The 23,232-nt window shown below is 66.7% G+C and carries 15 protein-coding genes and 1 tRNA gene; 11 read left to right on the top strand and 5 right to left on the bottom strand.

Going from position 1 to position 23,232, the window contains the following annotated elements:
- Positions 1–5: 5 nt before the first annotated feature.
- Positions 6–1,706 carry a fused response regulator/phosphatase gene (locus CV_RS12950; protein ID WP_011136191.1) on the top strand — a complete coding sequence of 567 codons (1,701 nt, stop codon included), beginning with the start codon at positions 6–8 and terminating at the stop codon, positions 1,704–1,706.
- Positions 1,707–1,739: 33 nt separating this feature from the next.
- Positions 1,740–6,050, top strand: a complete 4,311-nt coding sequence (locus CV_RS22205) for a PAS domain S-box protein (RefSeq protein ID WP_011136190.1) — start codon at positions 1,740–1,742, stop codon at positions 6,048–6,050.
- Between the two features lie 70 nt (positions 6,051–6,120).
- On the opposite strand, the gene CV_RS12940 is transcribed toward CV_RS22205, so the two are convergent.
- Positions 6,121–6,205, bottom strand: a tRNA-Leu gene (locus CV_RS12940).
- A gap of 182 nt (positions 6,206–6,387) precedes the next feature.
- Between CV_RS12940 and CV_RS12935 the strand changes: the two genes are divergently transcribed.
- Positions 6,388–7,077 carry a Bax inhibitor-1/YccA family protein gene (locus CV_RS12935; RefSeq protein WP_011136189.1) on the top strand — a complete coding sequence of 230 codons (690 nt, stop codon included), beginning with the start codon at positions 6,388–6,390 and terminating at the stop codon, positions 7,075–7,077.
- 174 nt (positions 7,078–7,251) lie between these two features.
- Here the strand turns inward: CV_RS12935 and iagB are convergent, their stop codons facing one another.
- Together iagB and CV_RS12925 are read right to left on the bottom strand one after the other, a co-directional pair.
- Positions 7,252–7,707: a type III secretion system invasion protein IagB gene (gene iagB / locus CV_RS12930; RefSeq protein WP_011136188.1), complete on the bottom strand. Its 456-nt coding sequence runs from the start codon at positions 7,705–7,707 to the stop codon at positions 7,252–7,254.
- Complete coding sequence (locus tag CV_RS12925) at positions 7,707–9,392, bottom strand: HilA/EilA family virulence transcriptional regulator (protein ID WP_011136187.1); 1,686 nt, start codon at positions 9,390–9,392, stop codon at positions 7,707–7,709. Before CV_RS12925 ends, iagB begins: the two co-directional genes overlap by 1 nt.
- A 505-nt stretch (positions 9,393–9,897) precedes the next feature.
- On the opposite strand from CV_RS12925, the gene CV_RS23560 reads away from it, so the two are divergent.
- Together CV_RS23560 and CV_RS12915 are read left to right on the top strand one after the other, a co-directional pair.
- The gene (locus CV_RS23560; protein WP_011136186.1) at positions 9,898–10,278 is read left to right on the top strand and encodes a hypothetical protein; all 381 of its coding nucleotides are present in this window, start codon (positions 9,898–9,900) and stop codon (positions 10,276–10,278) included.
- Positions 10,279–10,314: 36 nt separating this feature from the next.
- Positions 10,315–12,903: a hypothetical protein gene (locus CV_RS12915; protein ID WP_043596253.1), complete on the top strand. Its 2,589-nt coding sequence runs from the start codon at positions 10,315–10,317 to the stop codon at positions 12,901–12,903.
- Between the two features lie 58 nt (positions 12,904–12,961).
- On the opposite strand, the gene dsbG is transcribed toward CV_RS12915, so the two are convergent.
- A complete protein-coding gene (dsbG, locus tag CV_RS12910) occupies positions 12,962–13,705 on the bottom strand; it encodes a thiol:disulfide interchange protein DsbG (RefSeq protein WP_011136184.1) in 744 nt (247 codons plus the stop codon).
- Between the two features lie 51 nt (positions 13,706–13,756).
- Positions 13,757–14,497 (bottom strand): hypothetical protein, encoded by a 741-nt coding sequence (locus tag CV_RS12905; protein ID WP_043596250.1) that lies wholly within the window; start codon positions 14,495–14,497, stop codon positions 13,757–13,759.
- A gap of 434 nt (positions 14,498–14,931) precedes the next feature.
- Here CV_RS12905 and CV_RS12900 point away from each other — a divergent pair, with 434 nt between their 5' ends.
- The 6 genes from CV_RS12900 (at position 14,932) to CV_RS12875 (ending at position 23,224) form a co-directional block, all read left to right on the top strand.
- Positions 14,932–15,597, top strand: a complete 666-nt coding sequence (locus CV_RS12900) for a response regulator (RefSeq protein WP_011136182.1) — start codon at positions 14,932–14,934, stop codon at positions 15,595–15,597.
- Entirely contained in the window at positions 15,594–16,838 is a 1,245-nt protein-coding gene (locus CV_RS12895; protein ID WP_011136181.1) for a sensor histidine kinase, read from the top strand. Before CV_RS12900 ends, CV_RS12895 begins: the two co-directional genes overlap by 4 nt.
- Before the next feature lie 695 nt (positions 16,839–17,533).
- Positions 17,534–18,298 carry an AraC family transcriptional regulator InvF gene (invF, locus tag CV_RS12890; RefSeq protein ID WP_080509015.1) on the top strand — a complete coding sequence of 255 codons (765 nt, stop codon included), beginning with the start codon at positions 17,534–17,536 and terminating at the stop codon, positions 18,296–18,298.
- Positions 18,295–19,980, top strand: a complete 1,686-nt coding sequence (sctC, locus tag CV_RS12885; protein ID WP_011136179.1) for a type III secretion system outer membrane ring subunit SctC — start codon at positions 18,295–18,297, stop codon at positions 19,978–19,980. Before invF ends, sctC begins: the two co-directional genes overlap by 4 nt.
- A complete protein-coding gene (locus CV_RS12880) occupies positions 19,981–21,102 on the top strand; it encodes a YopN/LcrE/InvE/MxiC type III secretion system gatekeeper (protein ID WP_011136178.1) in 1,122 nt (373 codons plus the stop codon).
- 58 nt (positions 21,103–21,160) lie between these two features.
- On the top strand, positions 21,161–23,224 hold the full coding sequence (locus CV_RS12875; RefSeq protein WP_043596248.1) for an EscV/YscV/HrcV family type III secretion system export apparatus protein: 2,064 nt from the start codon (positions 21,161–21,163) through the stop codon (positions 23,222–23,224).
- Positions 23,225–23,232 lie beyond the last annotated feature (8 nt).

The raw sequence follows: 23,232 nt of genomic DNA, 5'->3' as shown, positions 1-23,232 counted from the left end.
ATCCCATGGATCGCACTTTCACTGTGCTGGTGGCCGAGGATGTCGAGCCGACCCGTCTGCTGATGGGGCTGGTGATCGAGGAGATGGGCCATCAGGTCTGGTACGCCGAAAATGGCCAGCAGGCCGTCGAGCAATGCAGGCGCGAGCTGCCCGACATGGTGTTGATGGACATGATGATGCCGGTGATGGACGGCCACGAGGCCACCCGGCAGATCCGCCAACTGTGCGGCGACCGCTGGCTGCCCATCATCTTCCTCAGCGCCCGCAGCGACGAAGAGGCGCATATCAGCAGCCTGGACGTGGGCGCCGACGATTACCTGCCCAAGCCGATCAATCTGACCATGCTGGCGGCCAAGATCCGCGTGATGCAGCGCATCAGCGAAATGCAGCGGCGGATTTCCGACGATTCCCAGCAGTTGGTCAGCTACTACCACAGCAACGAGCGCGAGCAGCTGTTCGCCAAGCATGTGCTGGACAGCATCGTCGGCAGCGAGGAGCAGGATCTGCCCGGCGTCTACAGCTGGCAGCAGTCCGCGGAGCAGTTCAGCGGCGACGTGCTGGCGCGCGCGCTGTCGCCGACCGGGCAGCTGTGCGTGATGCTGGCGGACAGCACCGGGCACGGTTTGTCCGCGGCCTTGTCCTGCCTGCCGGCGGTGGACATCTTCTACGCGATGGCGAGGCGCGGCTTCCCTTTGACGTCAATGGCTAGGGAGATCAACGCCAAGCTCAACCGGCTGCTGCCGGTGGGGCGATTCGTCGCCGCGGCGCTGATCACCATCGACTGGGAGTTGGGTTGCGTCGAGGTTTGGAACGGCGGCATCCCCTGCGTGATGTTCGTCGACGACGAAGGTTGTCCGATGAAGGAATGGAAGTCGCAATATCCGCCATTGGGCATCTTGTCTCCCGACGAGTTTTGCTGGGGCACCGAAACCTATTTCTGGGAGCAGAGCGGACAGCTGGTGGTGTGCTCCGACGGCTTGACCGAGGCCGAGAACCGGGCGGGCGAACAGTTCGGCATCGGAGGGTTGCTGCAGGCGTTGATTGCGGGCCCGTCCTCGCCGCTCAACAACGTTCGGTCGGCAGTGCTCGGGCACCTGGGCGGCGCCAACAACCGCGACGACATCTCGCTGGGCGTGGTCAGGCTGGAGGCCGGCGTCAACGCCGCGCTGGACCGGGTGGCCGACCACCTGAGTCGCGACGACGGCGGGCAGTTGAGCACCTGGAAAGTCACCCTGGCCTTCAGCGCGGAGGAACTGAAGCGCGATCAGAGCATTACGCTGCTGATCGGCTGGCTGAATCAGCTCGGTTTCCGCGGCCGGCAGTTCAAGGAAGCGCTGCTGATCGTATCCGAGCTGTTCAACAACGCCCTGGACCACGGGGTGCTGGGGCTGGATTCGACGATGAAGGATCAGGCGGACGGCTACGAACGCTATTTCATGTTGAGGCGGGAACGGCTGGGGGCGCTGGAGAGGGCTGAAATCGAGCTGACGCTTGAGCGCCGGCGCGGCGAAAATGACGGCGATGCCGTGCGGATACGCATCCGGGACAGCGGCGGCGGGTTCGATCATCCGACGCTGATGGAAAAACTGGGCCGGCAGGCTGGCGGCCATCGGCACGGGCGCGGCGTATCTCTGGTGCATGCCTTGTGCTTGAGCTTGGTTTACCACGGCAGCGGCAACGAAGTGGAGGCGGAATTCAGGCTGTAGGGTTTCGCCATCGACAACAGGGAGCCTGGTCTGATGATGTCCTTGTCCGACAGCCTGTCCACGCCGTCCCGGCGCGCCGCCGCCGGGCTGGCCGGCGCCGTCGCGCTGTCCACCTTCTGGGCGCTGGGTTTGGCGCGCGGCCATGCCGGCCTGCTCATCCCCTGGTATGGCAACGCGCTGGCCCTGATCCTGCTGTGTCAGGCCTGGACCCGGCCTGGGCGGCATGCGCTGGCGCTGGCGGCCTTGTGGCTGGGCGGCTGGTCCCATCTGGGCGCGCTGCCGGCCGCCGCGCTGGCGGCGGCCAACTGGATGCAGGCGGCCGGCGCGGGCTTGCTGCTCCACCGGGCGGCCAAGCGATGGCCGCTTGGCCTGAGTGGCGGCATCGGGGGATGGCCGGCCGCGCTGGCCGCGGCGCTGCTGCCGGGTCTGCCGGGCCTGCTGGCGCTTCAGCTGATGCATTGGCAGGACCCGGGCGGCTGGTACGCGGGCGGCATCGTCGCCGCGCTGACGCTGTTGCCCCCATGGGTGGCGCTGAGGCGGACCGGCGCGGCGGGGCTGCGGCTGGACCGTTTGCTCGCGCTTGCCGCGCTGGCGCTGGCCTGGGGCGTGCTGATGGCGCGATGGCGTCCCCTGGGCGTGGCCGACCTGCTTCTGCCAGCGTTGTCGGCCTGCCTGTTGCTGGATGCGACGGGCGCGCTGCTGTTCCTGCCCTTGATGGCCGTCCTGGCCTGCGAAACGCTGATCCGCCTTTTCCCCGAAGCCATGCCGGCGCCGTTGCGCCAGCCGGAGCCTCTCGCCTTGTCGGTCCAGCTCCTGTTCTGGCTGGCCGCGGCGCTCTTGCCGCATGCGATAAGGCAGGCGGCAAGAGGAGACGCCGAGCGCGGGTTGGGACGGCGGCGCCTGATGCAGGCGCTGGATGGCATGGAAGCGGGCTGCGCCTTGCTTGACGGGCGCGGCAGCCTGCAGGAGGCCAGTCACGGGCTGTGCAGGCTGCTGGGCAGGGGCCGGGCGGATTTGTTGGGCATGAACGTCGCGGATGTCTGCGCGCCGGAGGACCTCTCCCGCTTGAATGCCGCTTTGGCTTGCGGGGGGAGGATGCAGCGCTTGCGCTTGCGTCTGATGGACGGCGATGGGCGCGCCGTCGATTGCGAGCTTGTCCTGACGCCGCAGGAGGAGAGCATGGATGGCGCCGCCTGGCTGCTGCAGGCCGAGGACCTGGGGCCGCGGCAGTCATCCAGTCGGAAAGCCGCCGGCGCGCAGGCGCAGTTGGAAGCGTTGGCCGGCGCCTTCGACGTCGGGCGCTGGGAGTGGGACGCCTCCGCGCAGTCGCTGCGGTGGGATGCGCGCATGCGCGCATTGCATGGCGTCGGCAGCGAAGAAAAGGTTGACTGGCCGCGCTGGCGGGGATGCGTGCACCCCGACGAGCAAGCGGTCTGGGACAAATTCTGGGCCGAAGAGCTGGGGGATGTGGCCGAGGCCGGGTGGGATTGCCGCATCGTGGACGGGGAGGGACGCTTGCGCTGGTTCCGGCTCTTCGCCCGGGTGGAAAGGGATGAGTCGGGCCGGGCGCTGCGGGCGGACGGATTATGCTGGGATGCCGGCAATCTGCAGGAAGGGCAGGCCGAGTTGCGCCGCGTGCGGGAGGAGCTGCAAACCGTGCTCGACGCCATGCCGGCCATGGTCAGCTATTGGGACGGCAATCTGCACAATGTCTTCGCCAACCGCGCATACCTGGACTGGATGGGCCTGGAGATGGCGGATGTCCGGGGACGCCATCTGCGCCACGTGATAGGGGATGAGCGTTATCGGGCCAACCAGCCTTACATCCAGGGCGCGCTGAATGGCGTGGCGAGTCTGGCGGAGCGCTGCATCATCGATCTGAGCGGCCAGGAACGGCACTTGCTGGCCCACTATGTGCCGCACTGGCAGCAGGAGAGGGTTCAGGGCTTCTATGTCTTCGTCACCGACATCACGCTGCTGAAGCAGGCGCAGCGGGAACGCCAGGAAGTGCAGGCCAGGCTGCAGGGCATCATCGACTCCGCCAGCGACTTCGCCATCATCGCCACCGATCTGCGGGGCGAGATCAGCATTTTCAGCGCCGGCGCGGAACGCATGCTGGGATACCGGGCGGATGAAATGGTGGGCCTGGCTTCGCCGATGATCCTGCACCTGCCGGAGGAGGTGGCCCGCCGCGAGCGGGAATTGTCCGAGGAGCTGGGCCGTCCGGTCAGCGGTTTCGACGTTTTCGTGGAGAAAACGCGCGGCGGCGGCAGCATCACCCAGGAATGGACCTACCTTCACAAGGATGGCCGGCGCATTCCAGTCAGCCTGGTGACCACCGGCATCTGGCAGGACGGCTGGCTGTACGGATTCGTCTGCATCGCCAAGGATGTCCGCGCGGAAAAGGAGGCGACCCGTATGCTGGAGTCGGCGAAGGAGGAGGCCGAACGCGCCAGCCGGGCCAAGAGCGAATTCGTCGCCAACATGAGCCATGAAATCCGCACCCCGATGAACGGCGTGCTGGGCATGCTGGAGCTGTTGTCCAACACCCGCCTCGACGGCGTTCAGCGCAGCTATCTGGACATGCTGCAGCTGTCCTGCCGTTCTCTGATGTCCATCCTCAACGATATCCTGGATTTTTCCAAGCTGGAGGCCGGCAAGCTGGAGGCGGCGCGGGCGCGCTACGATCTGGACGAGGTGCTGGGCGCGCTGGCCGCGATGATGTCGATGCACGCCGCCCGCAAGCGCCTGGAGCTTGTGATCGCGGTCGACCCTGCGGTTCCGGCCGCCCTGGTCGGTGACGCGCTTAGGCTGCAGCAGGTGCTGGTGAACCTGGCGGGCAACGCGATCAAGTTCACGGCGGAGGGCGAGGTCGCGGTGTCGGTCGGACGGGAGAAGCGGGATGGACGGGACTGGCTGCTGTTCGCGGTCCGGGACACGGGCGTGGGAATGGAGGCGCCGCTGCTGAGGACCATATTCGATCCTTTCATCCAGGCGGATTCCTCAAACACTCGGCGTTTCGGCGGCACGGGACTGGGATTGACGATTTCCCGAAGGCTGGTCGAGCTGATGGGCGGCGAGATCGGCGTGGAAAGCCGGCCGGGAGAGGGCAGCCGTTTCTGGTTCGCCCTGCCTCTTGAGCCTGCGGATAAGGAGCCGCCCGCGGTCCTGCCACTTGGGCGGGTGCTGGTGGCGGCTGACAATGCGAGCAGCCGGCAGGCGCTTTGCTGGCACGTGGCGCGCCTGGGGGGGCTGCCTGAGGCGGTTGCCGGCGCGCAAGAGGCGATGGCCGCGCTGGAGGGCGAGGGCGAGACGGCATTCGCGGGCGCGCTGCTCGACTGGCGCCTGCCGGACGGGAATGGACTGGACCTGTGCCGCGAAATCCGCCGCCGCTGGCCTGGCCGCGACATCGTCCTGATCGCGATGGCGAGCGCCGACGAGCTGGTTGGCCTGGAGCGGGAGGAGGGGCGCGCAGCGCTGGATGGCGTGCTGGTGAAGCCGGTGATCGCCGGCGTGCTGGCCGACGCCTGGATGGCGGCGCGCGCGAGCAAGCGCGCCGCGCGGCCGGCTGCCCGGGCCGGGAACCTGAAGCCTGCGCGCATTCTGCTGGTGGAGGATAATCCTATCAACCAACAGGTGGCCTGCGGCTTGCTGCAGCAGGCGGGCATGCAGGTGGAAACGGTGGAGAACGGCAGGCTGGCAGTGGAGGTCTTGCGCGAGCGGGGCGGCGAATACGCGCTGGTGCTGATGGACAGGCAGATGCCCGAAATGGACGGCGATACCGCCGCGGCGCTGATCCGGGGCGAGCTGGGCTTGCAGCTGCCCATCGTCGCGATGAGCGCGGGCCTGTCTCCGGCGGAGCGGTCCGAATGCCTGCGCGCCGGGATGGACGAGTTCATCGCCAAGCCGATACAGCTGGATCGCCTGTATGCGGTGCTGGACCGTTATCTGGGACAATCGGAAGCGCCGGCCCGGGCCGCAGCGCCGGAGGAAGGCCTGTTCTCGGCCGAGCTGATGCGGCTGGCCGCCTCCAGCCCGTCAGCGCTCGAACGGGTGCGCAAGCTGATGCAGATGCTGTTGGATACCAGCGAGCCGGAATGGGAGCGAATCCAGGCCAGCCTGGAGCAAGGGCTGCGGGAGGACGGCGCCAGGCAGCTGCATGCCTTGCGCGGCAGCGTGGGCTCATTCGGCGCGGCGGAGCTGGTGGCGCGGCTCCAGCAACTGGAGCTGGCGGTCCGCGAAGGCCGGCGTCAGGACTGGCAGGCCTTGCTGCAGGAGGCCGGAGGAGAATTGCGGCGCGTGGCCGGCGCGGCCAGGGCGTGGCTGGTCGAACACACGGCCTGATTGGGGCGCAGGTGAGTGCTGCTGTCTTGCTAGAAGAATATCGCCGGAAACGGCAGGGAAAACCGATGGGTGGTGCGAGAAGAGAGACTCGAACTCTCACGCCTTGCGGCGCTGGAACCTAAATCCAGTGCGTCTACCAATTCCGCCACTCTCGCATCCACATGGCTTGCAAAATACGGACATCGCCCGCATCTGCGCCTTGAGGGAAGGCGATATTACCGCAAGGCGCAGCCCAAGACAAGCAGGAATAGGTTGGGGAAACTTATTTCCTTCGGCATGGTCTGTTGCTTACAATCCCAACAGCAGTTCCAGAATAATCAACTCAGGAGAGTTTCACATGCACCCGGATTTTCAAACGGCCTACCAATCGACCCCGATGGCCGATGTTCGCAACAAGGTGTTGCGCAACACCTACGGCTTGCTGGGCCTGTCGATGATTCCGACCGTGATGGGCGCCATCGTGGGCACCCACATGAGTTTCGCCTTCCTGGCCGGCAGCCCCATCATCGGCATGCTGCTGATCATGGCGGTGTTCTACGGCCTGGTATTCGCGATCGAGAAGAACCGCTACAGCTCGCTGGGCGTGTTCCTGATGCTGGGCTTCACCTTCATGATGGGCGTGCTGCTCGGACCCTTGCTGCAATTCGCGCTCAAGTTCTCCAACGGCGGCCAGCTGATCATGACCGCCGGCGCGGCCACCTCCGCGGTGTTCTTCGTGATGGCCGGCATCGCCACCACCACCAAGCGCGACCTGTCCGGCCTGGGCAACTTCCTGACCGTGGGCGCCATCGTGCTGATGGTGGCCGTGGTGGCCAACCTGTTCCTGCGCATGCCGGGCTTCCAACTGATGATCGCCGCGGCCTTCGCGCTGTTCAGCTCGCTGATGATCCTGTGGCAGGTCAAGACCGTGGTCGACGGCGGCGAGAACAGCTACATTTCCGCCGCGCTGTCCATTTACATCAGCATCTACAACCTGTTCACCAGCTTGCTGCAGCTGCTGCTGGCCTTCGCCGGCAACCGCGACTGAGCGGCCCGGATACCGGCAATCGAAACCCTCCGCCCCGGCGGAGGGTTTTTTCATGGCGGCGCGCGGGTAAAAAAACGGCGGCGCCGAGAATCAGGTGGCGCCGCCCAACGGGGAAACGGGTTGTCAGGTCGGGGAGGGCCGGCGGCGCGGGTCAGCATGTCGGCTCCGGCTGATCTAGGGTTGCTGGCGGGCGCTTTCGGGCGCCTGCAGTTTCTGATAGCGCTGCCAGACCTGTCGCGCGTAGCGCATGCGCAGCGCGTGCCGGTTCGGCGACAGGCCGGCGTTGTAGGCGCCGACGGCTTCCCAGGAGTAGCCGTAGCGTTTCATCATGTCGGACAGGATGGAGGCGCCCACCACGACCGACAGGCAGGGGCTCTCCAGCAACTGCCGCTCGTTCACGCCTAGCTGGCGCAGCCGCGGCAGATGGGCGCTGTTGATCTGCATCAGCCCCAGGTCCCGGCTGCCGTCGCGGTTGCGGCCTATGGCGTCCGGCTTCATGCCGGACTCTTGCTGTGCGATCGCGTACAGCAGGTCCGGCGAGATGTTGAACATCGTCCCGGCGTAGTCCCAGCAATCGGCGCGAGCCAGCGGCGAGGCCAGCAGCAGGGCGGCGAGCAAGGCGGCGCGCATCAGGCGGCTTCGGACAAGTGGGGATGGAACAGGCCGGCCAGGCGCGGATCCTGGCGGGATGCCCGCAGCCACAGGTAGCGGTCGGATTCCAGCTGGCCCAACAGATGCAGCGCCCCGGCGCGGCCATGCAGCGCCAGGATCAGCGGCAGCAGGCCGGAGCGGACCTGGCGGCAGTCGACGCGGGACAAAAAATCCTGCAGCAACGGGCGCGCGGCGTCTCCCATCCGGCAATGAGCGATGTAGCAGCCGTTGACGGCGAGCAGGCCGGCTTCTTCGCCCGACGCCTTGACCGCCGCGGCCAATTCTTCCGCCTGGGCGTGTTGCCCCTGGATGGCCAGCATCAGCCCCAGCATGCTCTGCAATACCGGATGATCCTGGCCGTACTGGCACAGCTGGCGTTTGCCCAACGCCACCGCCTCGTCCAGCCGGTGCTCGCAATAGGTCAGCCACAGCTGCAGCATGCTGGCCGCGATGCGGGAGGGATCGCGTTCCAGGCAAGCATCGAGCGAGCGTTGCGCCAGGGGAATGCGGTCGGACAGAAACAGGTGCCAGGCGTGGTAGTAGTGGATGTCGATCGAATCGGGCGCCAGCATGCGCGCCTGTTCGAACAAGGCTTCGGCGATGGTCTGTTGTCCGCGCAGGCTGCTCAGCAGGGCCAGCAGGCCCAGCGCCTGCGGATTGGCCGCGTCCAGCGCCACCGCGCGGTCGACCGCCTGCTGGGCGCCGTCCAGCGCGCGCTCCTGGTCGAACAGGCCCAGCTGGGCCAGCGCCAGATAGCATTCGGCCAGGCTGCAGTAGGGCAGCGCGTTGCCGGGTTGGCTGCTGGTGCATTGCAGGAACAGCGCCAGCGCGCGTTTCAGGCTGGAAGGGGTGTGCTGCTGCAGTTCATGGCGGCCGTTCAGATACGTGATGGCCATGTCCAGGGAGTCCAGCTGGCTGCCGTTGCCATGATGCCAGCGCAAGCCGGGAATGCGTTGCGGCAGCAGGCTCGCCAGCCGGGTCTGCAGCGCGGCGATATGCTCGCCCGGGCCGATCTCTATGCTTTCGTGGTGAACCAACTGATGGCCGTCGGCGCGCACCAGCTCCACCCGCAGCAGCCAGGAATCCCCCTGTTGCTGCACCTGGCCGGCCAGGTAATAGTCGGGCCGCAACTGGTCGATCATGGCGATGATGTCGGCGATGTCGCCGCAATTGCGGGTGATGGTGGCAGGCATCACCACCAGGCCGAACGGCGAGTAGCGCGACAGGCACTGGACCAGCGCGGCATGCAGCTCCAGAGAGTCCAGCTGGCCGTCGGTGCGGAAGGGCAGGATGGCCATCGTGCACTTCTGCGCGGATGCCGTCGGGCGGGACACCACCGCCACCGGCCGGCTGAAGCGGTATCCCTTGCCGTAGACGGTATCGATGTAGCGGTTGCTCTTGTCTTCCAGCAGGATGCGGCGCAATGCGTAGATGCAGCGCGTCAGCGATTCCTCGTTGACGTCGCCGTCCGGCCAGACCTTGTCCAGCAACGCGTCCTTGCTCACCAGTTCGCCGGCTGCCTCCAGCAAGGCGGTGAGTACGGCCAATTCTTTGGGCGGAACGCTGATCTGCTGTTCCTGGTGACAGAGCACGCCGTCGAATTGCAGGACAAAATCGCCGAAGACGAATTGCCGATTGATGAAACCATCGTTATGTAACGCCATCTTCCAGTTCCTCTTGCGCGTGGCGCAACACCGTGCGGACCAGCCGCAGGAATAGAGTCGACAGTCGCGCCACGCGCTTCCCCGTAGCGGCGCGACATGTCGGCGTGTTTTTTTGTCTTGGATGTGTCGGGTGATCGGTACCGGTACTTGTCTACATCATCGCGGCATGCACACAGATAGCGCATGGTACTTATGCGCTTGCGAAGGCGGCTTGCAAAAAACGTTCAGAGCAATGGCGTGTCCCGAGGGGCGCATGCTTTTGTCGTGAATTGAAAGGCTTGTCCTTGGGACCGATCGCGAAAACAACAATTTAGAGTAGGAATACTACGCGAGAGGATGCTTGCTACAAATGGGAAAACTCTCAAAAAAACAGAGGAGCGTTGGCGTTTTATGCAAGTTCTGCCCGAGGGGCTTGGGGTAGCTTTGCGCATAGTCGCCGGTTCCTCGCGGACGGGCGAACATCCGCAAACCGTTGTCCCGGTCTGGCCGGGCGGGAGTAGTGATCATGATGAATGGCGTATCGGGCGCGATGAGCCCGAGCCTGTCTGGCGTGGCGGCCGCCGCGCCTTCGGCTTCAGCGGCCGGTGGTTCTGCCCTGGGGGGCAGTCTGCGCGGAGTGGGCACGGTCGCGGCCGACGCGCCGAGGTCCGCGGCGGGGACTGGCAGCGCCTGCGCCGACTTGCAGGCCAGGCTGGCAGAGCTGAAAGGCGGACTGGATGCCGCGGCGGGCATGGCGAAACAGCTTTCCGACGACGTTTCCTTGCCGGCCGAACGCCGGAGCGACGCCGCCGAGCTGGCTGGCCTCATGGAGCGGTTGGGCGGCAGGCTGTCCGCCGGCGGCGCCTTGTCGCTGGCGCGCAATCTCGGCGGCGCGCGCGAGGGCTGAACCGGTCTTGCCGAAGGCAGAATGAAAGAGGAGAGCATGATGCTGGGAAATGTGGGGACGAACAATTCGGTGACGCCGCTGTCCTGGCGTCCCTTGGACCCCTCCGCGAACGCCGCGGGCGGGCTGGGAGGCGGTTTGCGCGCGGTGCGCAGCCAGGCGCCGCTGCCGGCTCGAGCCGCCGCGGAGGTCAAGCTGGTGGACGCCGGCATGCAGCTGCTGCGGCAGGGTACGCTTGAAACCTTGCGGGCGATGTCAGATAGGGCGTATCAAGTGGCCGAGCCTGCCCGGCCGCGCTGGGTGGATGCGCTGAGGCTGGGGCCGCGCCGCCATCCGATGACGCCGGACACGGTCGCCATTCTGCACAATCTGAGCCGCCAGCTGGCCGAAGGCAGCGGCGAGTCGCTGGACATCCGCGAATGCGCGAGGTTGTCGCTGCAAATGGAAAAGCTGGCCGGCAAGCTGCCGGCGGACAGTCCGTTGGCCGAGTTGAGCGAGCGGCTGGCGCTGCAGGGGCAGGCCGCCTGGGCGCAGCTGGCCCGGGCGGAAGCCGAAACGCAACTGCTGCCGCAATTCCAGCGCTATGACCGTCCGGGCGCCGGCAGCGAAAAGCATGCGGGCGCGTCGGTCGGCGCCGGGCTCGGCCTGGGCGAAGGCGGGGCCGGCGCCAAGGCGACATTCTCGGTGGGGCTGGGCTGGGGCAGAAGCATGGACAACGACGATGAAGGCTTCGTGTTCCAGAACAAGAGCCACTCCGCCTCCGCTTCCGCCGGCGTCAAAGGCGGCGTCGGCATCGCCTCGCTGTCGGGCGGGGTGGAGGGGCGGGTGCAAAAGACGCGCTACCGGGAATACAACAGCGCCAAGGCCTTCGTGCATCTGAATGCGGAGAGGCTGCGGCACGGTTCCCGCCGGGATACGCTGGGCGTCGGCGCCCGCGCCGCGGTGGGCGCGCTGATCCGCCTGTTCCGGCCGGGGCACGGCAACGAGTTGCAGCATTACCACCGTTTGCAGCAGCAGGCGGCCGACCAGCAGCAGCGGCTGGGCGTGCTGCAGGGCTGGCTCGGACAGCGCGACGCATCGTCGGCGCTGCCTGGCGGCCGCGCGCCCGTGGTGCCGAGCGGCGACGTGGTCAGCGTCAAGGGCAGCGCCAATGCGCGGGCCGCGGCGGCCGGCGTCAGCGCCGGCGCGGCGGTGTCGGTCGAGCGCATCGACATCCAGGCGGACTCGCTGACGCCGTACTGGCAGGCGCTGAGCGCGCCGGAAGGCGCGGCGCGCAGCGCCGTCGTCGCCGCGCAGCGCCAGGCCGGCATCGAGGCAAAAGCCCAGGCGCTGTTCGACGGCCCGAAAGACAAGGCTGGAACGCGGCCGCTCAGCCGGCTGACCGGGGGCGGAGCCGCGTCCTCGGCCGCCTTGCGCGAATGCTCGCCGGCGGCATTGCGCCAGGCGGCCGAGCGGCTGGGCGCGGAGCTGGATCATTTTTGCGCGGTGGCGCAGCAGCTGGATGCCGGCGTGGGCAAGCGCCAGGGCGGCGCGCAGATCGAAAAATCCATCGTGTCCAGCTGGCAGGGCAAGCGGCGAGAGGACGCGCTGGCCAATATGGCGCTGGCGCACGCGGCTTTGCTGATCGCGGCAAGGTCGCGCGGAGACGCCGGCGAGGCGGAGCGGGCGCTGAAGGACATGGCCGCCAGGTTGTACGCGCCGCCGGTCCGCCACAATGCGGAGGCGCTGTCCAAGCGAGTGGCTTTCCGCGACACGCTGGAGCTGCAAATCCGCAACCGCAGCTACGCGCTGGACCTGGGCGGCGGCGTGGGACCGCTGGGCGTGAAGCTGGAGGCATCCCTGACCGAACAGCACAGGGTGCACTTGAATCCGGTACGGGCCGGCGATTACAAGGACCTGCGCGTCACTCTGTCGGGCAGCCTGGGCGACGCCGGCGCGCTGAACAAGCTGAAGGACGCGCTGGCAGCGCAGTTGGCGCCGCATGGATTGGCGGACGCGCTGCCGGCGGCGCTGGCCGGCATGGAAACGGCGCTGACCGGACAGCTGGGCGCCGGGGCCACCCTGCTGCTGCGTTTCTATCGGCCGCAATACCAGGGGCAAGCCGATTTCCCGCAAGAGGCGGCGGGCTTCCGCCTGCAGCTGGCCAGAGTGGTCGCCAGCGGCGACGCTTCGGTGGCCTTGTCCGGCGGGGTGCCGCTGCAACCCGGCGTTTCGCTGGAGCTGGGGTTGAGCGCGGGCGGCTCGGCCAGCGTCGTGGCCTACGAGCGCTGGGGCGACAACACCCTGACCGCGCCGATGATGCATTACCTGCACTTGCAGGGAGTGGGCGAGCCCGAGCGCTGGCAAGGCATGGCCGACATGCAGAAACCCGCGCTGAGCGGTCTGTTCCGCCAGCTGGCCGATCCGGGTTCCGCGGTGAGGAAGGAAGCGGAGTATTTTCTGAAGCGCCAGCCTCAGGATGGCTTCGGCGAGCGCTTCTTCGCCGCGATGAGCGGCTTCTCTTCCGGCGAGGTGGATTTCGACGGCGCCAGGACGGCGCTGGACGAGATGATGCAGCGTCAGCTCCCGTTGTGGCAGGCCGACAAGCTGGCCTTCCCCGGACTGGTCGAGCAGCCGCTGGCGGCATGAGCCGAAAAGGCGCGGCGGACAGGCATGGCGCGGCCATGCCTGTTTTTGCTTCCGCCGCTCAGCGCGGCCCCAGGATTTTCGGCAGCGCCGCCGCGCCCGGGGCGCCCTGGGCCTTCTGCAGCGAGCCGTCCGCGGCGCGGTAGTAAATCGCCGGGGTGGCGAACGCGCCCAGCCTCTCCATCAGCCTGTGGTTGGCGTCGAGCCTGGCCTCGACGGCTGCCGGCGGCTGGCCCAGCGGACGGGTGTCGGCGCCGCCCTCGTGCCGCGCCAGCGCGCGGGCGGGATCGGCGTCGGCCAGGATGGCGGCCGCCTTGCCGCGGCTGTCGGCCTGGAGAATGCCGATCAGGATATGGCGCAGCTGCACCTTGCCGGAGCGCACCCAGGGGCGGGCGTCGCGCCAGAACTGCCTGCAGTACGGGCAGTTGGGGTCGGTGAACAGGTAAACCACGCGCTCCGCCGTCCGGGAGCCGTCCGCGATCCAGGCGCTGCCTTGCAATTGTTCCCACATCGCGTCGCTGAAGCGCTGGTCGACGCCGGCTTGGTTCCAATTCTCGCCGCCGCCATCCGTCATCGTCCCCGCGATCGCATACTTGCCGTCCGGCGTCAGGTACAGCGTTTGCGGGCGGCCCAGGCGCAGCGCGGCGTAGCCGGCCATGCCGGACGGGCCGTCGAACCGGCCCAGGATTTCGTAGCCTTGCTGTTCCAATGCCTGGATGGGGGCGGGCCAGGCCGCTGCTGCTGCGGCTGCGGCGGACAATGAGGCGTGGCCCACGGCGATAGCCACGGCGCAAGCGGGTTTCATGCTGTTTTCTCCTTGTTGGCAGTCGCTTGGAGGAAACGAGACGCTTTGAGTTCAATTGTCCGGGTTAGGCGGGGTGTCGTCCGGACGGGAGGGGATTCTCGTTTGGGCGAGAGGGCAGCGGTTTGACGATGAGCCGTCTCGCCGGCGGGACGGCGCCGTCGTCTGCTCCGGCCATAGGCATGCGTTGCCGCAGGGAGGAGAAGGACAACCGCCTTCGGTGCGGGGGCGGTTCCACCGTATCCGCCGGAGTCGAGTCTGCGCCCTCAGGCGCATGATGGGACGCCATAGCGGCAGGCTTATTCCCAACGCGGAGGCAAGCAGGGCCAGCGCGCTCTCGCCTATATCGTTGCTGTCGCCGATGTAGGCCAGCAGGACTGTCATGCAGGGGACGATCAGCAGCGAGGACAATATGCCGGCGATGGCCGCGCCGGCCAGTGATCGCGGTTGCCGATCGGGGCCGATGATGCTGCGCCGCTGCAGTTCCAGCAGCCAGAATATCGCCGCGGCCAGCTCGGCCAGAATGATCAGAAACAGGCTGTTGGACCATGAATCCAGCAAGGCGGTCCGAAGGCCGGAGTCCAGCATGGCAATCAGCGCCGCCGCAGCCGGGTAGCTTAGCGCCAGAGGAAGCACATAGGTCAAAGACATTATCATGTTGTGCCGCGGGGTGATCATCGCACCGACATCACGGCCGGATGGGGGTAGCATTGACAGGGCATGGGGGATCAGCACCAGCAGCAGGCCTTGGATGGTGAACAGCAGCAGAATCCAGCGCAGCCTGGCGTCGGCCACGATGCAGAGCAGGGGAGGATTCTGGCTGGGCGATGGCGTGATTGACGACTCTGGAAGAAGGCTGTTTGCCTGAGGCAAGGCGGTAAGGAGCGGTGCGGCGCGCTGCCTGGTGGTTGGGGGCTTCGCAAGGTCCGGATCGTGAAATGAGTCAGTGGTTCGCCAAGCATGGGCAGGGAGGAGGCTGCTTGTCCGGGTGGGCTGAGTCCGGCTGTCTGTAAAGCGAATGGCGCTAGGTCTGAGGCGGGAGTTCGGCGGTGGGTGGGCCTGGGAACTGGCTGCCGGCATCCAGCAGACGAGCAGGCACAAGCTGCGCAAAAGTCGGGACATCAATCGCTCCGTTAGTGAAGTCGCCCGTAGCTTCGATGACTTCAATTAAGCCAATGTTAACTCCGACTTAATCTGCCCGATCCATGCTTATGGCTGGAGGGGAGAAAATGAGGGTATTACTGGTTGAGGACAATCGGCTGATCGCTCAGGGCATCGTTACAGGCTTGCGCGCCAATGGCTGCATCGTGGATGCGGTTGGCAGCGCTGCTCAGGCGGACCTTGCCCTGGCCACATTGAACGTGGATGTGATGATTCTGAATCTGGGCTTGCCGGATGAGAATGGCATGAGCCTGCTTCGCCGCCTCCGCACTCGCGGGGTGAGGGTGCCTATCCTGGTGCTGACTGCGCGGGATTCGGTTGAGGACAGGGTGGCGGCCTTGCGCGCCGGCGCCGACGATTATCTGCTGAAGCCATTCGACCTGGATGAGCTGGTCGCGAGGCTGCATGCGCTGACTCGGCGTATGGCCGGCCGCAGCGTGGATGTGATCGAGGATGGTCGCCTGCGCTTGGACCCGGCTCGAGGCGAGGTGTGGCTGGATGAATCCCCTGTGGCGCTGACCCGCAGGGAAATGGCCCTGTTGATGGCCTTGCTGCGCGCCGATGGCCGCATCCTCAGTCCCGACCAGCTGAAAGACAGGCTGTACGACTATAGCGAGGAAATTGAAAGCAATGCCCTGAACGTCCATATCTGCCATCTGCGGCGCAAGCTCGGTCCGAATGTGGTGAAAACCGTCAGGGGCTTGGGTTATCGCTATGGCGGAGTCGGGAAGTGAGCGTGAGGCTGCGCCTATTCCTGATATTGGGCGCGGTTCTTGGCCTGTTGCTCGCCTGCGGGGCGGTCTGGTTTCTGTCGGAGCTGGGATCGGTTGCGGATGAGTGGTCGGAAGCGTCGGAGCAATGGGCGATCGGATGGCTGGCGCGGATGCCGTCGACGCCGACGTCTTGGCCCTGGAAGGCGGCTGGTGCCGGAGAGGAGAGCGTCTGTCGACGGACCGCTGCGCAGACGGACATGTTGCCTGCGGTTCCCGGCCTTCCTCCTCATCCTCGTGTTGCCGTTTCTGGCGTTGCCATCCGGAACTTGAGCGATGAGGCCTTGCGCGATGGTGTTGACCGCCGGGCGCTGCGCGCCCGCCAGCTGTCCCGCGCCCGCAGGAGGGTGGCCGTCTGCTTTCTCATCGTCTGGGCGGGCTGCCTGGCCATCGTATGGCTGGGAGTTGGCCTGGGGGGGCGACAATTAGGGCGTTTGCGAGGTTTGCTGTCCAGGGAGGCGGCATCGTTGCCTGGATTGCCGCGCGAACCGCAGGCTCAGCTTGCTAGCTTGAATCGATTACTGATTCGGACGGGGCAGGCATTGCAGCGGGAGCGGAGGCTGGCCTGTGATGCCGCGCACGAGTTGCGGACGCCGTTAACGGTGATCAAAACCCATCTGCAAGTAGCGCAGATCGTTGGCGATGCGGAGGCGAGGCGCGCGCTGGGCCATGCGCTTGAAGGCACGAGCAGGCTGCAGCGGGTATTGGAGCAGATGCTGACGCTGGCGCGTTTGGATGAGGGGGACGCGAGCGCGGAGGAGGCGCGGGCCGGGGCGGACGATGTGGTTGGCCGGGCGGTGGAGGACGCGACCTGGGGGCTGTGCTGGCGCGTGAGCTGTTCAGTCCAGCCCGCGCTGGCGGTGGCCTTGCCTCTGGAGTTGGCGGTGATCGCGCTGCGCAATCTGCTGGACAATGCTCTGCGCTATTCGCCGTCAGATGCGGCGGTCGTGCTGACGGTTTCCGCGTCTGCGGGAATGGTGAATTTCGAGGTTTCGGATCTGGGCGACGGGCTGAGCGAAGAGGAGTGTCGATTGGCCACTCGGCGTTTTTGGCGCGGTCGGCATCGCGGAGATGGTTGCGGTCTGGGACTGCCCATCGTGTCGAGCATAGCCGAACGCTTTGGCGGCCGCCTCGTGCTGCGCAGGCGGGCAAGCCGGGGGCTGGTGGCGCTGCTGGTTCTGCCTGCGGCATCACCGGCGCGCTGAACTCGGCGCCGCCACGCGCTTGCAACCGGCCTTCACCGATCCCGGCCGCCGCGACCGCTTCCCGGACAAGATGGGGCGGCTTATGCCCCGGATGTAACGGTCAGCCGCCATCGATCCGGCTCATCGCCCACCCGGCCTAATCCGCTGAGCGCCCTGTTGCGCGTCTACTGCCTGCGGCAATGCTAGGCCCTGCCAGATCCGGCCATGGAGGACCGCTGTGTGAAATCGCCTGGATGCGCCAGTTCGCCGGCCTGTCCCTTGGCGCCATGCAGGACGAGACCTGCGGGTTGAAATCCGCCGCCTGGTGATCGCGTCGGCTGGCCATGTTCTGTTTGCCGCCATCAAGCAGCGCCTTCCCGACGGGGGGGACTGAGGCGCGGTGCCATCGTCGATGCCGCCCGATCCGCGGGCCCCACTCCCGGCTGGCCGGGAAATCTACTCATTCCGACGGCGGAAAATCTGAAATTTGCAGGGCCACGGCAAGGGGTGCGCCGGCGGGCGATTAGATTGCTGTCCGCGGGACAGACTGTCCCGATCTTCTCTGGGCCATGCCTCTCTTTCGTTCGGCGCTTCGTATCGCGCTCAAGGGGCTTGATGACAATGGTCGCAACTGTCATCAGATTTGCATCAGGATTCCTTGCCAGCGCTGCGGGAAACTGCCGACATCGAGACAGGAGCCCGCAGCACGGGCGTGGATGATGACAGAAAACGATGTGTTGAACCCGCCGGAGACATTGGACGCGACAGCCGCCAGGTCCGTGGCGGCCCAGGAAGTCTGGTTGGTGCTGGCGCGGGAAGCGGCCTCCCTGGCCTTGTCCTGGCCGGCGGGCGGCGACACCGTGGACGTGCCGGCCGGATGGCGGGGCCTGTTGCTGCTGGACCGGCTGGACCTGTCGGTATCCAGCGGGCGGCTGCGCTTCCAGCCGTTGAGACTGGAGGCCTTGACCAAGCTGCTGGCTTTCATCGACGAATCCCGCGACGCGGAGCAGGCGCCCGCCGACGCGCACTGGGCGATGCTGGCGCTGGGCGAGGACGAGGCCTGGGCCGACCGGCGCGCCTGCGAGTACTGGTTTCTGCGCCAGGTGCTGCAGCCGACGGAGGCGTTCTCCGCGCTGCTGTCGCTGTTGCGGCGCAGCGAAAGTTACTGGCTGGTGCGTTTTCTGCTGGCGCAGTCCGTCTGCGGCGACAAGCTGCAGCAGCTGGGCGAGCGTTACGGCGTGTCCTATTCCCATTTCCGCCGCTTGTGCCGCAATGCGCTGGGCAATGCGGCCAAGACCGAGCTGCGAGGCTGGCGCATGGCGCGCTCGCTGCTGGACGTGGTGGAGGGGCGGGACAGCCTGACCCAGGTGGCGCTCAAGCACGGCTATGCGTCCTCCTCTCATTTTTCAAATGAAATCAAGGATCTGATCGGCGTCTCTCCGCGCGGTCTGTCCAATATCATCCAGTTGGCTTCCAAATGAACAAGCACCTTCTTTGCGCGCTGCTGTCCGGATGCGCGGTCCTGTTGGCCCAGCCCGCGGCGTCCGCGCCGCAGGCGGCCGAATCCAGCGGCTACGTCGCCAAGAAAGATGGCCTGCGCGGCTTTTTCGACGCGCTATCGTCGCGGCTGAAGAAGCCTGTGATCGTCAGCAAGCTGGCCGCGCGCAAGCAGATCAGCGGCGAGTTCGATCTTGCCAATCCGCAGGCGATGCTGGAAAAGATGGCGCAGCAGCTGGGCCTGATCTGGTACCACGACGGCCAGGCCATCTATGTCTACGACGCCAGCGAGACGCGCAGCTCCATCGTGTCGCTGCGCAACGTGTCGCTGCAGGCTTTCAACGATTTCCTGCGCAAGTCCGGCCTGTACGACAAGCGCTATCCGCTGCGCGGCGACGGCCGCAGCGGCACCTTCTACGTGTCCGGTCCGCCGGTGTTCGTCGACCTGGTGGTCAACGCCGCCTCGATGATGGACAAGCAGAGCGACGGCCTGGAGCTTGGCCGGCAGAAGATTGGCGTGGTCAGGCTGGGTAATACCTTTGTCGGCGACCGCACCTACGACCTGCGCGACCAGAAGATCGTCATTCCCGGCATGGCCACGGTGATCGAAAAGCTGCTGGACGGCGAGCGCAAGCCGGTCGCCGGCCTGGCTCCGCCCGCCGCCGAGAAGCGCGACGACATCCCGGCGATGCCGGACTTCAAGGAGGGCAGGGGGCTGCCCTACCAGGCCGGCCTGAGCCTGCCCGAAGCGCTGAAGCGCGACGCCGCCGCCGGCGATATCAAGGTGATCGCCTATCCGGACACCAACAGCCTGCTGGTGAAGGGCACCGCCGAACAGGTGCGTTTCATCGAGAATCTGGCGCGGGCGCTGGACGTGGCCAAGCGCCACGTCGAGCTGTCGCTGTGGATCATAGACCTGCAGAAGGACGACCTGGACCAACTGGGCGTCAACTGGAGCGGCAGCGTCACCGTGGGCAACAAGCTCGGCGTGACCTTGAACCAGGCGGGGTCGCTGAGCACGCTGGACGGCACCCGCTTCCTGGCCGCGGTGATGGCGATGACCAGCAAGAAAAAGGCCAACGTGGTGTCGCGTCCGGTGGTGCTGACCCAGGAGAACATCCCGGCCATCTTCGACAACAACCGCACCTTCTACGCCAAGCTGGAAGGCGAGCGCAGCGTGGACTTGCAGCATGTCACCTACGGCACGCTGATCAGCGTGCTGCCGCGCTTCGCCGCCGATGGCCAGATCGAAATGTCGCTGAGCATAGAGGACGGCAGCCAGGCCCGCGCGCCCGACTATTCCAGCGACAACAAGGACGCCGGCCTGCCCGAGGTCGGCCGCACCCGCATCAGCACCGTGGCCCGCGTGCCGCAGGGCAAGAGCCTGTTGATCGGCGGCTTCACCCGAGACGCCAGCGAGCGCGGAGAGGGCAAGGTGCCGCTGTTGGGCGATCTGCCGCTGGTTGGGGGGCTGTTCCGCTATCAAAGCGCGAAACAGACCAATACCGTGCGGGTGTTCCTGATCCAGCCGCGCGAGATCGACGACGCGCTGACGCCGGACGCCAGCGACCTGTCGGCCGACCTGGTGCGCCGCGCCGGCATCGAGACCGATCCCTTGCAGCAGTGGGTCCGCAATTACCTGGACCGCGAGCAGCAGGACAAGTAGATGGCCGTCGACTTCACCCCGCGCACCGTCTTCAGCATCGGCCTGCGTTCGCCCAAGCAGATGGCCAGGGCCGAGGCGCAGAAGGATGCGTTGAAGCAGAGCGAGGCCAGACAGGCCGAGGCGCAGCAGGTGGAGGACGGCAGCCCGGCGGCCGAAGTGCAGCGTTTCGTCCAGTCGACCGACGAAATGTCGGCGGTGATGGCCCAGTTCCGCAACCGGCGCGATTTCGACAAAAAGGTGGGCACGCTGGCCGACAGCTTCGAGCGGGTGCTGGACGAAGACGCGCTGCCCAAGGCCCAGCGCATCCTGCAGGTGGCCAAGACCCACGGCGTGTCGGCCGAGGAGCTGCTGCGCCAGGCGCGCGCGCTGTTTCCCGACGCCAGCGACCTGGTGCTGGTGCTGCGGGAGCTGCTGCGGCGCAGGCAGCTGGACGAAATCGTGCGCAAGCGGCTGCAGGCGCTGCTGGCGCAGGTGGAGGCGGAAGCGGAGCCCAAGCCGCTGAAGGCCGGCATCAACTGCGCGCTGAAGGCGCGCCTGTTCGGCAAGGCGCTGAATCTCAGCCCCGGGCTGCTGCGGGCCAGTTACCGCCAGTTCCTGGAGAGCGACGCGTCCGAGGCCGAAATCTACGCCGACTGGGTGGCCAGCTACGGCTGCCAGCGGCGGGCGGCGGTGCTGGATTTCATGGAAGGCGCGCTGCTGGCCGACATCGATTCCCAGGACGCCAGCTGCTCGCGGCTGGAGTTCGGCCACCTGCTGGGGCGGCTGACCCAGCTCAAGCTGCTGCGCTCGGCCGACGTCCAGTTCGTCGGCCGCATGCTGGCCGATCCGCTGGCGCGCCGCTTCAACCCGGAAGAGGCCGACTGGCTGGTGCTGCTGCTCAGCCTGCTGCAGCAAGCCGACGGCGTCGACGCGCTGCTGGCGGACACCGTCGGCCGCGAGGCCTTGCTGAGCCGGCACGCCGACCGCTCCGCCTTGCTGCAGGCGCTGTTCCGGGCCTGCAAGACGCTGCCGCCCAGGCTGTTTCTGGACGAGTCGTGGCAGCCGGCGCTGCTGGAGGCGCTGCGCGAGATGGCCGGCATCGCCTACCGGCATGAACAGATAGAGCGGCGGCGCGAAAACTGACGCTGTTTGACGAACAACCCGGCGCATGGGCGCCTGTTTGCGATTGGATGGACTTCTGGTGCTGAACTCCCTGCTGAACGGCGCGCGATCGCGCCCGGAACTGCTGATCCTGCTGTTGATGGTGATGATCATCGCGATGCTGATCATCCCGCTGCCCACCTACCTGGTGGACTTCCTGATCGGCCTGAACATCGTGCTGGCGGTGCTGGTGTTCATGGGCTCGTTCTACATCGACCGCATCCTCAGCTTTTCCACCTTCCCGTCGGTGTTGCTGATCACCACGCTGTTCCGCCTGGCGCTGTCCATCAGCACCAGCCGGCTGATCCTGATCGAGGCCGACGCCGGCGAGATCATCGCCACCTTCGGCCAGTTCGTGATCGGCGACAGCCTGGCGGTGGGCTTCGTGGTGTTCTCCATCGTCACCGTGGTCCAGTTCATCGTGATCACCAAGGGGTCGGAGCGGGTGGCCGAAGTGGCGGCGCGCTTCTCGCTGGACGGCATGCCCGGCAAGCAGATGAGCATCGACGCCGACCTCAAGGCCGGCATCATCGACGCCGACGGCGCGCGCGAGCGCCGCAGCGTGCTGGAGCGCGAGAGCCAGCTGTACGGCTCCTTCGACGGCGCGATGAAGTTCATCAAGGGCGACGCCATCGCCGGCATCATCATCATTTTCGTCAACTTCATCGGCGGCATCGCGGTGGGCATGACCCAGCACGGCATGGACCTGTCCGCCGCCTTGTCCACCTACACGATGCTCACCATCGGCGACGGCCTGGTCGCGCAGATCCCGGCGCTGCTGATCGCCATCAGCGCCGGCTTCATCGTCACCCGCGTCAACGGCGACAGCGACAACATGGGCCGCAACATCATGAGCCAGCTGCTGGGCAATCCCTTCGTGCTGGTGGTGACCGCGGTGCTGGCGCTGGCGGTGGGCATGCTGCCGGGCTTCCCGCTGATCGTGTTCCTGATCCTGGCCGCCGCGCTGGGCGGCCTGTTCTATTACAAGCGACGCGCCGCCGCCGGCAAGCCCGCGCCGGGCATGCCGGCCCAGGCGGCCAAGGGCGGTTCGGCTCCGGGCGACGCGGCGAGGACGGGCGGGGCGGACAGTTCGCTCGGCCTGATAGGCAATCTGGACAAGGTGGCGGCGGAAACCGTGCCGCTGATCTTGCTGGTGCCGGCCAGCCGGCGCGCGGCGCTGGAGCAGGCGCAGCTGGCCGAGCGCCTGCGCAGCCAGTTTTTCATCGACTACGGCGTGCGGCTGCCGGACATGCTGCTGCGCGAAGCCGAGGGCATGGACGACAACCGGGTGGCGGTGCTGATCAACGAGATCCGCGCCGATGAATTCCCGATCCGCTTCGACCTCGCGCGCGTGGTCAATCCCAGCGAGGAAATCCTGGCGCTGGACGTGCAGCCGGTGCTGGAGCGCGAGTGCGTGTGGGTGAGGCCGGAGGACGGCGACCGGCTGGCCAAGCTGGGCTACCAGCTGCGCCCGGCGCTGGACGAGCTCTACCACTGCCTGGCGGCGCTGCTGGCCCGCCACGTCAACGAGTATTTCGGCGTCCAGGAAACCAAGCACATGCTGGACCAGCTGGAGGGCAAGTACCCCGACCTGCTGAAGGAGGTGCTGCGCCATGCCACCGTGCAGCGCATCGCCGAAGTGCTGCAGCGCCTGCTGGCGGAACGCATCTCGGTGCGCAACATGAAGCTGATCATGGAGGCGCTGGCGCTGTGGGCGCCGCGCGAGAAAGACGTGATCAACCTGGTCGAACACGTCCGCGGCGCGCTGGCCCGCTACATCTGCCACAAATTCTCGGCCGGCGGCGAGCTGCGGGCGGTGATGGTGTCGGCAGAAGTGGAGGACATGGTGCGCAAGGGCGTGCGCCAGACCTCGGCCGGCGCCTTCCTCAACCTGGAGCCGGCGGCGTCCGACGAGCTGATGGACCTGTTCGCGCTGGGCCTGGAGGGCCTGGGCGTCGCCTACAAGGACATGGTGCTGCTCGCCTCGGTCGACGTGCGGCGCTTCATCAAGAAATTGGTCGAAACCCGCTTCCGCGAGCTGGAAGTGGTGTCTTTCGGCGAAATCACCGACAGCGTGTCGGTCAATGTGATCAAAACTATCTGACGAGGACG

Source organism: Chromobacterium violaceum ATCC 12472 (genome assembly GCF_000007705.1).
Taxonomy (GTDB): domain Bacteria; phylum Pseudomonadota; class Gammaproteobacteria; order Burkholderiales; family Chromobacteriaceae; genus Chromobacterium; species Chromobacterium violaceum.
Note: the sequence above shows the minus strand (reverse complement) of the source record. Positions and strands in the feature narration are given on the sequence as shown.